Annotated in this window: 8 protein-coding genes; 3 read left to right on the top strand and 5 right to left on the bottom strand. The window is 67.5% G+C overall.

Annotated features, from left to right (window positions below; translation table 11 throughout):
* Positions 1–5: 5 nt before the first annotated feature.
* The 3 genes from G6N32_RS12230 to G6N32_RS12220 are packed head-to-tail and all read left to right on the top strand — an operon-like array spanning position 6 to position 2,831.
* Positions 6–740 carry a hypothetical protein gene (locus tag G6N32_RS12230; RefSeq protein ID WP_115319826.1) on the top strand — a complete coding sequence of 245 codons (735 nt, stop codon included), beginning with the start codon at positions 6–8 and terminating at the stop codon, positions 738–740.
* A 39-nt stretch (positions 741–779) separates the two neighbouring features.
* Positions 780–2,057 (top strand): glycosyltransferase, encoded by a 1,278-nt coding sequence (locus G6N32_RS12225; RefSeq protein ID WP_115319825.1) that lies wholly within the window; start codon positions 780–782, stop codon positions 2,055–2,057.
* Between the two features lie 45 nt (positions 2,058–2,102).
* Positions 2,103–2,831, top strand: a complete 729-nt coding sequence (locus tag G6N32_RS12220; RefSeq protein WP_174901044.1) for a GAP family protein — start codon at positions 2,103–2,105, stop codon at positions 2,829–2,831.
* Between the two features lie 9 nt (positions 2,832–2,840).
* Here the strand turns inward: G6N32_RS12220 and G6N32_RS12215 are convergent, their stop codons facing one another.
* The 5 genes from G6N32_RS12215 to lipL form a co-directional block, all read right to left on the bottom strand.
* A complete protein-coding gene (locus G6N32_RS12215) occupies positions 2,841–4,157 on the bottom strand; it encodes a hypothetical protein (protein WP_163789244.1) in 1,317 nt (438 codons plus the stop codon).
* A gap of 9 nt (positions 4,158–4,166) precedes the next feature.
* Positions 4,167–5,522: a hypothetical protein gene (locus G6N32_RS12210; protein ID WP_115319822.1), complete on the bottom strand. Its 1,356-nt coding sequence runs from the start codon at positions 5,520–5,522 to the stop codon at positions 4,167–4,169.
* A gap of 4 nt (positions 5,523–5,526) precedes the next feature.
* The gene (locus tag G6N32_RS12205; RefSeq protein ID WP_115319821.1) at positions 5,527–6,981 is read right to left on the bottom strand and encodes a condensation domain-containing protein; all 1,455 of its coding nucleotides are present in this window, start codon (positions 6,979–6,981) and stop codon (positions 5,527–5,529) included.
* Positions 6,982–7,003: 22 nt separating this feature from the next.
* Complete coding sequence (gene pks2, locus G6N32_RS12200) at positions 7,004–13,291, bottom strand: sulfolipid-1 biosynthesis phthioceranic/hydroxyphthioceranic acid synthase (protein WP_115319820.1); 6,288 nt, start codon at positions 13,289–13,291, stop codon at positions 7,004–7,006.
* A gap of 1,010 nt (positions 13,292–14,301) precedes the next feature.
* Positions 14,302–15,570 (bottom strand): esterase/beta-lactamase LipL, encoded by a 1,269-nt coding sequence (lipL, locus tag G6N32_RS12195; RefSeq protein WP_197935832.1) that lies wholly within the window; start codon positions 15,568–15,570, stop codon positions 14,302–14,304.
* Positions 15,571–15,614 lie beyond the last annotated feature (44 nt).

The raw sequence follows: 15,614 nt of genomic DNA, 5'->3' as shown, positions 1-15,614 counted from the left end.
AAGGCATGGGTCTTGGGGCACTAATCACGATCACGCTTGCGTGCCTGGCGTGGAGCCTGTGGATCAGGCGACTCACCTGGTCCTGCCGCTGGGAAGTCGCGGCCACCCTGAACATCGCGCTGCAGGGTGCGGCGGTGTTCCTGATGTCGCCGTTCGCCTCCGAAACCATCGGTCGGGCGCTGCACTCGCTGACCGGAGTGTGGAACCTCGAGGATTACATCGGCCACGACTGCTACGTGGTGGCCGCCTCCGCGATCGTCTACAACGCGCTGGGCCGACTGCAGGACGACAATGCGACGCAGGCGGCATTCAAGCAATATGTCGAGCGACCGGCGACGCTCTGCATTCCTTTGCTTTTGGCAACCTTTTCGATGGGCAACGGCTCGAAAATATATCGGTCGGACTTCTTCACGGTGCCCACCGACTTCTGGCTGTCGGCCTACTGGCTGCTGCTGTGCGGAATGCTGATCTATCTGCTCGGGTACAGCGCGCGGGCGCTGCTCGTCCTGCGCCAGGACCCGCGGTCGCGCCGCATCGCCAACATCTATCTGGTGTCCTCGGCCAGCGGCATCCTGGCCTGCACGATCCGCATCGTCACCGCCTACGTCCCCGCGCTCCAGGAGATCGAGGGCGGCACACTGGTCTGGTTCTTCGCCTGCTTCTGCGGCGCAGGCTTCGCCTTGACGGCGGCGCATTCGTGGCGGATCAAGACCCGGTGGTTCACCCACACACCCAGCTGATGGCCCGCCCCCACCCGGCGGGCCCGATAATGGTGATCGATGAAAATCGCGGTGACTATCCACGGCACCCGTGGTGATGTCGAACCCTGCGCGGCGGTAGGTCTGGAGCTCCAGCGCCGCGGCCACGACGTACACCTGGCGGTGCCCCCGAACCTCGTCACGTTCACCCGTTCCGCGGGCCTGCCTGCCACGGCCTACGGACCCGACTCCCAACAGCAGCTGCAGGGCGACGTCTTCGAGCGGCCCGATGCCCTGACCGCCGCCGGGCCTGCGGACTGGGTGCGGCTGGGTAACCCGCTCAACGCGCTGCGCAAGGCCAGGGCCGCGGCCACCCGCGGCTGGGACGAGATGGCGGACACTCTGCTCGCCATGACCGAGGGCGCCGATCTGATCGTCAGCGGGACGGCCTATCAGGAGATCGCCGCCAACGTCGCGGAGTTTCGCGGTCTTCCGCTGGCCGAGGTGCACTACTTCCCCGTTCGGGCCAATACGCAGGTCCTGCCCGTGCGGCTACCTGCGCCGATCACCCGGGCCGCGTACGCGGCAGGCGAATGGATGCACTGGCAGCTGCTGAGACCGGCCGAGACCAAGCAGCGCCGCACCCTGGGCCTGTCCGCGACCAGGACACGACCGGTCGGCCGCATCGTGGCCGCGGGCAGCCTGGAAATGCAGGCCTATGACCCGGTGTTCTTTCCCGGGCTGGCCGGCGAGTGGGGTGAGCGGCGACCGCTCATCGGATCCCTGACGCTGCAAATGCCCACCGAGGTCGACGACGAGGTCAGCTCCTGGATCGCCGCGGGCACGCCACCCGTGTACTTCGGCTTCGGCAGCATGCCGCTGGACTCCCCCGCCGACGCGGTACGGCTCATCAGCGACGTGTGCGGCGAACTCGGCGAGCGCGCGCTGATCTGCGCCGGGTTCTCCGACTTCGACACCAACGGCACGGCACCGCACGTCAAGATCGTGCCGTCGGTGAACCATGCCGCGGTGTTCCCGGCCTGCCGCGCCGTGGTGCATCACGGCGGCGCCGGCACCACGGCGGCCGGCATTCGCGCCGGAGTCCCCACCCTGGTGCTGTGGGTTGCGGCCGAACAACCGCTCTGGGGCAAACAGGTCGCACGGCTCGGCATCGGCGCGACCCGGCGGTTCGCCGCGACCACGCGCGGTTCGCTACTAACGGACCTGCGAGCCGTGCTGTCTCCGGAAATGGCACACCTTGCTCGTTTGCTCGCCACGCGAATGAGCACGCCGTCGGAGAGCGTCGCGACGGCAGCCGACCTTCTGGAGAAGGCCGCCCGCAACCGCCACGCGAGGTGACGTCCACTCTGCCCGCCGCTTCCCGGCAAGGTAGAATTCGGCGTTGTGTGGACAACCGTGGTGCTGCTCGGCCTCGCGGTGAGCATCGAGCCCGCACGCATCGCACTGATCGCACTGCTGCTGACCCGGCCCCGGCCCGCTCGGCACCTGGCGGTCTTCCTCTGCACCGGCCTGGCCATGAGCCTCAGCGTGGGCTTCACGGTGTTGTTCATCTTCCATCACAGCTTCCTGGGCAAGGCCGATCTCAATCCGGCGCTCATCCAGATCGGCATCGGCGTCGTTGCCGTGCTCCTCGGCGCCCTGCTCATGTCCAAGATTCCGTTGCGCCAGTTCTCCCGCAAGGAGATGGCCGAGGTGCCTGCCGGAGGCGCCAATGAGAGCGTCCTGGAGGTCGAGCAGGAACTTGCGCCGGGCCGGTTCAAGCGGCTGACCACCAAGGTGCGCGCCTTCATGCAGGGTGAATCGTCCTGGTTCTCCGGGTCCATCGGCGCCGCCCTGGCGATGCCGAGCGTCGACTACATGGCCTTGCTGGCGCTGATCATCGCGTCGAAGACGCCGCCGGCCGAACAGGCCGCTGCCCTGGTCACGTTCCTGTTGCTGGCCAGTTGGGCGGCCGTCATCCCGCTGCTCAGCTTCATGGTGGCACCGGCCAAGACCCGGGTGTGGGTGCAGCGCTTCAACGATTGGATCCGCACGCGCACCCGCAGACATGCGGGCATCTTCGTCGCGGTGGTCGGTGTGGTCCTGATCGGGGTCGGCCTGCACGGCCTGTGACCCCGCGGCTCACTCGATGACGGCGTTGAGCCCGAATTCGGTCAGCGTCTCATCCACCAGGCCCCGCAGTCGCCGCTTGGTGTTCTCGGCGCCGATCTCGTAGGCCTCGATCGAGATCACGACCTTGCCGTTGATCCGCGCGGATACCACGACAAGCTGGCCGTGCGACCGTTCGATCTCGCGCCGCGTCACGTTCTGGTCGAGGGCCCTCAGGACGACCTTCTCCGCCGTTGTGCCGTCGACCTGAGCGATCTGCGGAGGCAGATCCCCGAGGTTCGAGCAGGACACCGGCAGGTCCTCGGAATAGGAGAACAACAGCTCGGCCACTCCCTTGACGGCGACCTGAGGCAGCCATGGCATCAACGGGAAGAGCTGCATCGCCGGGTCGGTCTGTTCCTTGGCCATCTGCCGTGACTCCCGCACGACGGCGCGCGACTCGGTCAGGTCGACGGTCACCTTCTCCGGGTCGACGGTGGCGTTGGCGAAGGCCATGGCCAGTGCACGGTCGTCCTCGAGGCTCTCCCGCAGGTTGATCGCGATGACCAGCGTCACCGCGCCGTCGGACTTGCGGCGCCGGCCCAACCGCTCGGCGACCTTGGCGGTGACGCCGACGAGCAGCGAATAGCTATTGCCGCCAAGGCTTTCCGCACGGGCATCCCACTCGGCCATGTCGACGAAGGCGGCCACCGAGGGCACGTGGACGATCTCGTCCAGGCCGGATCGATCGACGCGCTTTTTGCGGGAACCGATCACGTCCCGTCGCTTGCTCCACAGCAGCTTCGCGCCGACGGCCAGCGCACGACGCGTCTCGGGCAGGTCTCGCAGTGCCTGGCGTGCGTCGGCGGCCAGCGCCTGGCGCCGCGGCCGCGAGCCAGGGCGGCCATATCCGCCGTCGCGGACATTGCCGGTGACCGCCTCGAAGATCGCCAGCCCCGCGGCGGTGCCGTCGCCGATCACATGCGACGGTTGGACCACCAGGTACCAGGTGGGGCCGTGTTCGGGGTCGATCGGGAGCGTCGCGAGCTCGTCGGCCCAGTCCATGAGTTCGTCACGCGGGCGCGGCGTCTCGTTGAACTTGATCTCCGACGGCGCCTCGCGGGGCTGGACCCACCGCGGCCTGCCGAACGGCAGCGGCGAGCGCTCGATGCGCCGGCCGCCGAGCGAGTCGGCGATATTGCGGTGGAAGCGTCGCAGCCCTTCGAGGTCGACCGGATGTTCGTACACCCACACGGCTTGCATGAGCTGCCCGCGACCGGTGGCACGCATCAGCTCGAAGGCCGTCTGATCGAAGAACTCGAGAAGATGTTCTTGCGACTCAGCACTCACTGCGTAACCTCACTCGACGATGCCGGACAGGTCGAACTCTGCCAGGGTCTGGGCGATCACCTCACGCAGGCGGTGACGTGAGTTGTCGGCGCCCGGTTGGTAACTCATCACGGGAACGATGACCATACCGCCGACGCGAGCCGACGCCACCGTCATCAGGCCGCGCCGCCGTTCGAGGACGTCGAGGGTGAGGTTGCGGTCGACGCCACCGAAGTAGAAGCGCTCGCTCGGTGTTCCGTCGAGCTGCAGCAGATCGTCGGGGACGTCACCCATGTTCGAACACGACACCGGCACGTCGGCGGAGAAGTTGAAGGCCATGTCGGCCATCCGACCCATCGCCCGCTTGGGCAGGAACGGAATCAGCGGGAGCAGCTCGACCATCTCGTCGGGCTTCTCGCGCGCGGTGATCAAACCCTTCTTGATCGCCGAACGAGCGCCGGAGAGATCCTTGGCGACCGGGCCCGGGTCGAACGTCACGTTGGCGATCGTCACGACGTTGCCGCCGGTGTCGCCGGGGCTGTCCCGCTCGCTGACCGGGATCATCAGCGTCGCAGCACCGTCGCTCGAACGGGTTCGGCCGAGGTTCTGCGCCAGCTTGCCGGCGAACCCGGCAACCAGCGAAAAATGGTTCCCGCCAAGGTCTTTCGCCCGCTGATCCCACAGTTCTTTGTCGATGACCGCCGTCGTGAACGCAATCATGACCGACTGACCGCCACCGTGGGTGGGCGCCGACACCGGCTCGCTGGGCCGCACCAGCTCGTCCTTGCGGCGGGTTGCGACCTTGACCGCCTTGACCAGCGTCCGCCCGATCTCCGGCAGATCCGACCCGAGCTGACGCAGATCCTGCAGCACCGCGCGTGAGCGGGTGCGGGAATTCCGGAGCGGATACCCGAGATCCTTGCCGGCGCCGTGCACCGCGGCGATGACCGACGCCACCACCCCGCCGCCGTCGACGACGGTGTGCGACACCACCAGGCTCACGGCGCTCGTCCCGTCGTCGAACGACTGGACGCCTATCCGCCAGGCCGGCGAGTACTCGGGGTCGAGCGGCAACTCCACCTGCTCATGCGCCCAGTCCCACAGTTCTTCCCGGGGCCGCGACCGCTCGGCGATCTCCAGCGGCACCTGCGGACCGGCGACCGACACCCAGCGATGCCGACCGAACGGCAGCGGTGAGGTCTCGACCAACCTGCCGACGAGTCCGTGGCCGAAGTTCTGATGGAATCGCCGAACGCCGTCGAGGTCTAAAGGGTGCTCGTAGATCCAGATGAGCTGCATGACGGCCTCTTGGCCGGCGCCACGCAGCGCCAACAACAACGCCTGATCGGCGTAGGGCACGACGTTGTCAGGTTTGGGCTTCCCCACCGCGTCAGACCGTCGCGATGGGCACGCGAGACGACGAGACCAGCTCGGAACGGCCGTCGGCCACCCGGAGATAGATGCACTTCATCAGCTCGACGAACTCGGCGACCGACTCGCGGGCGATCGGGTTGTCCGGGTAGGCAACGGTGATGATCGTGCCGGTAGCACGACGGTTGACCCACATGCCGACCTGGTTGGCCGCACCCAGATCGGTGTAGATGTGACCGCCCCGCGCATACCACTGGGACATGATCACCGGGTTCAGCGGCGGCAGACCCACGTCGAGGTAGGACAGCATCGGGACGCCGGGTCCGGCCGGCCGGATGCGGGGGGTCTCCTCGGTGTCGGCGAGCTCGTAGACCCGCTCGATCGGCACATTGGCCAGCGGCATGCCCGAGTCGAAGGACTCCTGTGCCGCGCGGGCGACCTCGGCGAAGTTACGGGCGGCGACCGGCACCGACAGCGGAACGACGCCGGTGAACCAGCCCGTGGTCATGAACTCCGCGGGCGTGCTGCGGGTGGTGGTCGGGGTGATGACGTAGTAGTCGTCGTCGCCGGTCAGCTGCCGGTGGGCAAGCGCGGCGGCGGCGAACACGCCGCCGATGAAGCGCACGCCGGCCGACGTGCAGGCAGACTCGAAGCGATCTGTCTCGTGCTCGTCCATCAGCTGCACGGTGAGCAGGTCACCGCTGCAGTGCACCGACGGATCCCCCAACGGCAGCGGGAACGTCGGCATGGTGCCGCCGTTGCTCTCCAGGAAGTCCAGCCAGCCGCGGACATCAGGCGAATCCATGGTCAGCTGCTCGGTGTAGTCATGCTGCCGCGCGCAGTAGTCCTGGTAGCTGCCTGCCTCGGGCAGGCGCAGCGGCGCGCCGCCGCCGGCCAGGGCCTCGTAGTTCATGTGCATCTCCACGAACAGCGCCATCATCAGCATCGCGTCGGCGTGCAGGTGATCGACGCTCACATAGAACGTGAAGTGATCGTCACGCTGGATCACCCCGAACCGGAAGCAGTCCCACTCCAGCGGGCTCGGGGTGTCGAGCACGTGCTTCTTCCACTGCGCGGAGTTCATCTCGCCGTGCTTGGTGGCCACGAACTGGATGTCGTTCGGGTTCTCCACCGTGTGGCGGACCAGCCGGTCGGAGCCGTTGTCGTCGGCGACGAACTCGAACCAGCTGTGGAAGGTGTCATGCCGGCGCAGGTAGGCGTTTATGACGAACGTCATCGCGCGCACGTCGCACTTGCCCGGCATGTTCCACGCCGGGATCAGCAGCCGCGCCATCTCCAGGCCGTTGGCCGTGTGATTGCGGTAGCTGCGAATGTGCTGACCCTGCTGGTAGCTCGCAGGCACATCGCTGACCGGTGCGTCCTGAACCTTCTTCAGGCACGCCGGTGACGGGCTCCACGACACGACCTTGCCTGGCGCGTCCACCCAGTCATGGATTGCGGTAAGTGCAACCACCCTAAATACCCCTTCGACCCAGTTAGCGGGATGCAGCTGACGTGATGACGCCGGCCAGTGTTTCGCACAGGCTCTCGGCCAGCGACCGGACAGTCGTTATGTCCATCGATCGGACGCGTATTCCCGTTTCAGTTTCGATACGCGTTCTCAGTTCTAGGTTGCCCAGTGAGTCCAGACCGTATTCGGAAATCGGCCGGTCCGGATCAATCGAGCGACGCAAAATCAGGCTGAGCTGCTCGGATACCAGACGACGCACCCGAGTCGGCCATTCCTCGACCGGCAGCTCGTGCAACTCCGCCCGGAACGTGCTGGTGTCGGCAGGACGGTCGCCGCTGGCCTTGAACGCCTCGGCGAACGGGCTGCGGGCAGCCAGATCGGTCAGCCACGGCGTCCCGATCATCGGCGCGTAGCCGCTGTAGGCGCGGTCGTGGCGCAGCAGCGCCTCGAAGGCGCGGGCACCCTCGTCCGGGCTGATCATCGTGGTGTCGCCGGAGGCGGCCAGATGCTTGCCCGCACCGATCTCGTCCCACGCCGCCCACGCGATCGCCGTGGCGGGCAGACCCTGTGAACGACGCCAGTGGGTGAAGCCGTCGAGCCAGCTGTTGGCCGCCGCGTAGGCGCCCTGTCCCGGCGAGCCCATCAGGGCGGCCGCCGAGGAGAACGAGCAGAACCAGTCCAGCGGCTGCGCGGTGGTGGCCCTGTGCAGGTGCCAGGCGCCGTAGACCTTCGGGGCCCAGTCCCGGTCGATCAGCTCGTCGCTGATGTTGGGCAGGATGGCGTCCTCGACGACGGCGGCCGCGTGCAGCACGCCACGCACGGCCATACCGGTCGCGGTGGCGACGGTCACCAGGCGATCGACCGTCTCCGAGAGCGCGATGTCGCCGCTGACGACCTCGACCTGCGTTCCGGCGGACCGCATGCGCTCGATCTCGACCAGCGCCTCCGGCTTCGGCTCCGACCGCGAGTTCAGCACGATCCGGCCGCAGCCGGCGTCAGCCATCTTGGAGGCGAGGAACAAGCCGAGCCCGCCGAGGCCGCCGGTGATGATGTACGAGCCGTCGCGGCGGAACACCTTGGCCTGCTCCGGTGGCACCACGACGCTGCTATGACCCACCTTGGGCACCGACAGCAGCAGCTTGCCGGTGTGCTCGGCGGCACCCATCACCCGGATGGCGGTGGCCGCGTCGGCCAGCGGGTAGTGCGTGGTCTCCGGCTGTGGCAGCACACCGTCGGCGGTCATCCGGTAGACGGTGTTCAGCAGCTCGCGGATCTGCGCGGGATGCGTGGTGGCCATCAGCGCCAGATCGACGCCGTAGAAGGACAGGTTCTTGCGGAACGGGAACAGCCCGAGGCGGGTGTCGCCGTAGATGTCCTTCTTGCCGATCTCGACGAACCGTCCACCGAAGGCCAGCAGGTCGACGCCGGCCCGCTGGGAGGCGCCGGTCAGCGAGTTCAGCACGATGTCCACGCCGTAGCCGTCGGTGTCCCGGCGGATCTCCTCGCCGAAGGCGGCGCTGCGCGAGTCGTACACGTGGCTGATGCCCATCCCGCGCAGGATGTCGCGGCGCTCCTCGGTGCCCGCGGTGGCGAAGATCTCCGCACCGAAGTGGCGGGCGATCGCGATCGCGGCCTGGCCCACACCGCCGGTCGCGGAGTGGATCAGCACCTTGTCCCCGGCCTTGATCTTGGCCAGGTCGACCAGGCTGTACCAGGCGGTCGCCGACGCGGTGGACACCGCTGCGGCCTGATCGTCGCGCAGACCCGCCGGCAGCGTGACGGCCACGTCGGCGTCGCAGGTCACGAACGTGCCCCAGCAGCCGTTGGGCGACATGCCGCCGACGTGGTCGCCGACCCGGTGCGAGGTGACGTCAGGACCGACCGCGGTGACCACACCGGCGAAGTCGATGCCAAGCTGCGGGTGCAGTCCCTCGAAGCTCGGGTAGCGGCCGAAGGCCAACAGCACGTCGGCGAAGTTCAGGCTGGATGCGGTGACCGCGACCTCGATCTGACCCGGCCCGGGCGGGATCCGGTCGAATGCCGCCAGCTCCAGGGTCTGCATGTCACCGGGGACGCGGATCTCCAGGCGCATGCCGTCACGGGAGTGGTCGACGACGGTGGTGTAGCGCTCGTCCGGCCGCAGCGGGCTCGGGAACAGGTGCGCGGTGTACCACTCGCCGGCGCGGAAGGCGGTCTCGTCCTCCTCCGAACCGGTCAGCAGTGCGCGGGCCACCAGCTTGGCGTCCACGTCGTCGTCGACGTCGATCTGGCTGGGCCGCAGCTGCGGGTACTCGGCGCCGATCACGCGCAGCAGACCCCGCAGGCCGGCCTGCTCGAGATTGGGGCGGTCGTCGGCCAGCACCGTCTGGGCGTTGCGGGTGACGACGTACAACCGCGGCGGCTCGCCTGCAGTGTCCGCGAGCTCGCGGGCGATCCGGACCAGGTGGCGAACCTGCTCTCCCCCGCGCAGCGGCATCTGCTCTTCCGGACAGCCGGCAATGCGTGCCGGCGACACCACGACGACGTTGTCGAACCCGCCCTCGGAGAAGTACGACGCCAGCCGCTCGGCGTTGCCGGCATGGTCGGTCTGCTGCGGCCAGGACATCGTGGTGACGTCGGCATCGTTGAGCTTGAGTGCATCGGTGAGCGCCGAGGCCAGCAGGTCGACGGTGTCAGAGGTGCTGACCAGCAGCCAGGTCGCGGAGTTGTTCTGGGTGACCTCGGCGAGCTGATGCTGGCGCCACTCGATGCCGAGCAGCCGCTCGTTGAGCACCCGGTCGCCTTCGTTGCTCTCGGACATGCCGCTGCCCATACGCAGACCCTCGACGGTGAACAGCACCGTGCCGTAGTCGTCGAGCAGGTCGATGTCGGCTTGGACCGTGGAGCCGTCCAGCGAGGTGACCCGGGTCAGGCAGTAGCGGGCGTTGCGCACCGGGCCGTGCACACGCAAGCGGTCGACGCCGAGCGGCAGCAGCAGTGCGCCGGTACCCGAGGCCTGCACACCCGGGTGGGCCGCGACCGACTGGAAGCAGGCGTCGAGCAGCGCGGGGTGAACGCCGTAGGAGGTCTGCTGGTTGCGGATCGACGTCGGCAGACCGATCTCGGCCAGCACGGTGTCGGCGTTCTCGTCGGCGGCGTTGACAGCCTGCAGCGCGGTGAAGGCCGGACCGAACTGGACACCGCGGCCGTCGAACCACTGCCGCACACCGTCGCCGTCGGCGCGGGTGGGATGAGCGGTCTGCAGCGCATCCATGTCGTAGGGCTGCGGCTGCTCACCGGCCTCACGCGCGGTCAGCACCGCACTGGCGCGCTGCTCACGTTCGCCGTCGATATCGGTCTCGACCATGAACTGCAGGACGCCGGGTGCTTCCGCCGAGGCGGTGGCGCTGACCGGGGTCAGATCCTTGAGCAGCAGCATCGCGTCGAACGTGACGTCGCGGACCTCGGCGTCGTCGCCGAAGATGGTGCGAGCGGCAGCCAGTGCCATCTCGCAGTAGGCCGCGCCGGGCAGCGCGGCGACGTTGTTGATCTGGTGATCGACCAGCCACGGGTGCGCACCGGTGCCGACCTCGGCCGCCCACGCGTGGCGCTCGGGCTCCTCAAGCAGCCGGACGTGCGACCCCAGCAGCGGGTGGGCTGCGACCAGGTGGGTGCCGCGGGTCTGGTTCTCCGCGCCGTCCGGGATCAGCACCAGGTTGCGGTGCGCCCAGGTGGGCAGCGGGGCATCGACCAGGCGGCCGACCGGGTACAGCACCGAGAAGTCGACCTTGGCGCCCGCGGAGTACAGGTCACCGAGGAATTCGCCCATACCGTGCGGCACGTCCTGGCCGCGGCGCATCCCGGCCAGCGCGGCGACGGAGATGTCCAGCGTGGCGGCAGTCTGGTCGATCGCGCGGATCAGCAGCGGATGCGGGGACAGCTCACCGAACACCCGGAAGCCGTCTTCCAGCGCGGTCTGCACGGCGGCCGAGAACCGGACCGTGTGGCGCAGGTTGTCGACCCAGTAGTCGGCGTCGCAGTACGGCTGTTCACGCGGGTCGAACGAGGTGGCCGAGTAGTAGGGCACCTCGGGGGCCATCGGGCTGATGTCGTCGAGCATCTCGGACAGCTCGTCGAGGATCGGGTCGACCTGCGGCGAGTGCGACGCCACATCGACGTTGACCTCGCGGGCCATGATCTCGCGTGCTTCCCAGCCCGCGACGATCCGGCGCACGATCTCGGTGTCGCCACCGATCACCGTCGACTTGGGCGACGCCACGACGGCGACCACCACGTCCTCGATGCCCTGCTGCTCGAGCTCTTCACGGACCTGCTGCGCGGGCATCTCGACCGACGCCATCGCTCCCCCGCCGGCCAGCCGCAGGCACAGCAGCGAACGACGGCAGATGACCTTGACGCCGTCCTCCAGGGACAGCGCACCGGAGACGACGGCGGCGGCGACCTCACCCAACGAGTGGCCGATGACCGCGCCGGGCTGAACTCCGTAGGAGCGCATCGTGGCGGCCATCGCAACCTGGACGGCGAAGATCGTGGGCTGGACGCGATGGATGCCCTCGACGGTTTCCGGAGCGGTCATCGCCTCGGTGACCGAGAAGTCGGACTCGGCGGCGATCAGCGGCTCGATCTCGGCGATCTTCGCGGCGAAGACCGGCTGGGTGGCCAGCAGACCGGTACCCATCGAAGCCCACTGCGAGCCCTGGCCGGAGAAGATCCACACCGGGCCGCGGTCGTCGTGACCCACGGCCGGCTGGAACGGGTCGTCGCCCTCGGCGACCTGGCGCAGGCCTGCGATCAGTTCGGCGCGGTCGTCGGCGATGACCGAGGTGCGCAGCGGACGGTGTCCGCGACGTCGGGACAGCGTGTAGCCCAGGTCCCGCAGCGACAGGTCCTCACCGGCGGTCTCGACCCAGTCGGCCAGGCGCGCGGCGGTGTTGCGCAGCTCCTCGACCGAGCTGGAGCACACCGGGAAAACCAGCAGCTCCTTCGCGCCGTCGGGCTTGGCGGACTCGACGACCACGGGGGCCTCGGGGGCTTGCTCGAGGATCGCGTGCACGTTGGTGCCCGACATGCCGTAGGACGAGACGCCGGCGCGGCGCGGTCCGTTGTCCTTGGGCCACGGGATGTTCTCGGTCGGGACGAACATGCCCGTCTCGACCTTGGCGTTCTTCTCGGACAGCTGGGTGAAGTGCACGTTGCGGGGCACAACGCCGTGATGCACGGCCAGGACGGCTTTCATCAGGCCGAGGACGCCCGCCGCGGACTCGGCATGGCCGAAGTTGCTCTTGACCGAGGTCAGCGCGCAGGGTCCGGCGGTGCCGTAGACGGTGGAGACGCTGTTGAACTCGATGGTGTCCCCGACCGGGGTGCCGGTGCCGTGCGCCTCGACCATGCCCACGGTGGTGGGGTCGACGCCGGCCGCGTCCAGCGCGGCCTGGAAGACGGAGACCTGGGCGTCGCGCGAGGGGGTCAGGATGTTCTCGGTGCGGCCATCCTGATTGGAGGCGGTGCTCTTGATGACGGCGAGCACCCGATCGCCGTCACGCTGCGCGTCGTCGAGACGCTTGAGGACGACGATGCCGCAGCCCTCGGAGCGGACGAAACCGTCGGCGGCGACGTCGAAGGAGTGGCAGCGTCCGGTCGGCGACAGCATGCCCTGCCCCGACGACGAGGCGTAGAGGCGCTGGTCCAGCATCAGCATGACGCCGCCGGCCAATGCCATGTCGCTCTCGCCCTCGTGCAGGCTGCGGCAGGCCTGATGCACCGCGACCAGACTCGATGAGCAGGCGGTGTCGGTGGTCAGCGCAGGGCCGTGCAGACCGAGCGCGTGTGAGATCCGGCCCGAGGCCATGCTGAACGGGTTGCCGGTGAAGGCATAGGCCTGGTCGAAGGCGCCGGCGTCGCTGGTGACCATGGCGTAGTCGTCGTGGGACATTCCGATGAAGACACCGGTCGACGTGCCCGACAGCGAGGACGGGGTGAATCCCGCCTGCTCGACGGCCTCCCAGCTGGTCTCCAGCAGCACCCGGTGCTGCGGGTCCATCGCGGTGGCCTCGCGCTCGTTGATGCCGAAGAAGTCGGGATCGAAACCGGTGACGTCATCGATGAAGGCGCCCCACTTCGACACCGAACGGCCGGGCACGCCGGGCTCCGGGTCATAGAGGTCGTCAGCATCCCACCGGTCGGCCGGAACTTCAGTGACCAGATCGGCACCGTCGAGCAACGCTTCCCACAGCTTGTGAGGAGAGTCGATACCACCGGGCAACCGGCACGCCATGCCGACTACGGCGATGGGGGTGACAGATGTCTGACGCACGTCCGCTCACACCTCTCTTGGCACTTGCCAAAGCAACCCAACCCGACCTTGTAGCTCCGCGCGCCACGTCAAAGTTGCCAATGTCCTCGGTAGCCTAGCTGTTTTTCGTTAAGTGCGCGACAAATGTTTCGAGTTTTTGATTAGGGTTTGGACAAAGTGACCTTTGGCCCTTAGGGGTTGGCTGGCCCGGCGCATATCTGATTGCTGCCGTTTACCGCACAGGGCCTGACAAGACCGCTGCAGCGCTTTATCGAGAGATTCTAAAAATCTTCTCTACCTGCAGTTTTGCAAACTTTCCGCCATCTGGGCAAACCGCTGAACACTGCCGACAACAGTGTTCTGGGGGGCAAGTGCGAAGTTGCAGGGTGTTTACTATCGCAATTCGGCCACAATTCGGCATCGGCGGCGTTATAGCAAATTTGGGATATCACGTCTGCGGAAAAGCTCCGATGGCGGTTCCGAATTGCTTGCCGGCCACCATTCGATAATGCCCCAAGTCGTACCGGACCGCGCGCCGCACCTGCGTGTTAGCGTGCCATCCCTGAGAGTTTCCGCTACCCCGCCTCAGCATCAGAAAACCCCCTGGCCTGCTGCTATCGTTCAGCCACACAGGAGATGGCTACTAACCTGAGAGTAGGCTGAGATTTCGATATCAGAAACCAGGGAAACGTGATTCAGGCCACATTTACTTGCGGGTAAAGCTATCGATTCCCGGTTCACTGATATTTCACAGCGTGAGGCAGCAAACGGTTCTGGATAAATGACCGGCTATTCGCAGATATTTGGCGAACTTTTCCCGGAAAGGGATTCATAGCGCGGTTCACGTGGCACCCCGTGACATTTATCACCCGTTTAAGGGCGTCTTGTGAAGTCCCTGTGAAAGTTAGCTGGCGCCCCGGCGAGGGACGTTTGGCGAGGCCGGCGCCGGCGTCGCGGAACGCTCCGACCAGGCAACTTCCCGAACATCGGGGTTCCCCAGCAAGGGCTCAGAACGGTGATGTGACGCGGACCTAACCCGCCACGACTCCCGATACGGGCCGCGGGAACCGGGCCCCGAACTCGGCGACCGGCGCGAAGCCGTGCTTGCGAGCCGAGGCGGCGCCGCGTCGGATCAGCGCCGCGGTGGTGACGAAGCCGGCCTGGTCTGCCAGCACGAACGGGGTCAGCAGCCGGTTGTGCACGAAGCTGAACGACAGCCCTGCCTCCGGAATCGCCCAGCCGAGCGACCCGCCGAGGCCGACATGGCCGAAGCCGGGCAGCACCCCCGGAATGGGTAGCGCGTGATAGCCGAGGTGGAATGCCAGCGGCAGGATCAAATTGCGGTCCGGGGTCAGATTGCGCCGACCGGTCAGGCCTGCCACCAATTCGGCGGACAGGTAGCGCTTGCCGTCGATCTCGCCGCCATTGGCGATGGCGCCGTACATGCGGGCCAGGCCGCGTGCCGTGGCGACGCCGTTGGCCGCGGGCAACTCGCTGTCCAGCAACGGCATGGCGCCCTGGACCGTCGATCGCATGCCGGGGAAGTACATGGAGCCGAAGATGGCCGACAGCTCGAAGGCCGCGATCCTGGGCGCGAGGCTGTTGAAGAACGGGTTCGGGATGTTCATCTGCGGCCCGATGATCGAGGCCGCTTTCGTCGGCGCGTCCGCCGGCGGCCGGCCCAGGTGAATCCCGTCGGTGTCGAGCGGCGCGGCCACCTCGGTGCGGATCAGCTCCCGCATCCCGATCCCGGTGACCGCACGTGCCAGCCCCGACAGCAGCCAGCCGTAGGTGAGCGCGTGGTATGCGGGTTTGCCGAAGTTGCGGCCGACCGGAGCCGCTGCGATGCGCTCCTCCATCACCACGTGGTCGAGCAGGTCGCGCCTGCGCACCCCCCGCAGATGTGCCAGACCGGCTCGGTGCTGCATCATGTCGCGCACGGTGATGGCGGCCTTGCCGTTGGCGCCGAACTCCGGCCAGTACTCGGACACCGGTGCGTCGTAGTCGATCAGGCCGCGGTCCACGAGCCGATGGATGACGGTCGAGGCCACGCCCTTGGTCGCCGAGAACACCATCGCGCCGGTATCGGCAGACCAGCGCTGCCGTCCGCGCCGATCCGACCAGCCGGTCCAGACGTCGACCACCGGCTGCCCGTCGAGGTAGACCGCCAGCGCGCCGCCCCCGAACCGGGGATGCGGGAACATCGCCGAGAAATTGCGCAACGCACAGGCGAAGTGCGGATCCGCGGCGCCCTGCAGCCCGTGGGGCAGCGCGTCGTATCCGAGAGTCGCCTGAGTCACAGCTGAGAATTTAATCGGTCTAAGCACACCTGTAACAAATTGTT

Origin of the sequence: Mycolicibacterium aichiense, from assembly GCF_010726245.1 — a bacterium.
Taxonomy (GTDB): domain Bacteria; phylum Actinomycetota; class Actinomycetes; order Mycobacteriales; family Mycobacteriaceae; genus Mycobacterium; species Mycobacterium aichiense.
Note: the sequence above shows the minus strand (reverse complement) of the source record. Positions and strands in the feature narration are given on the sequence as shown.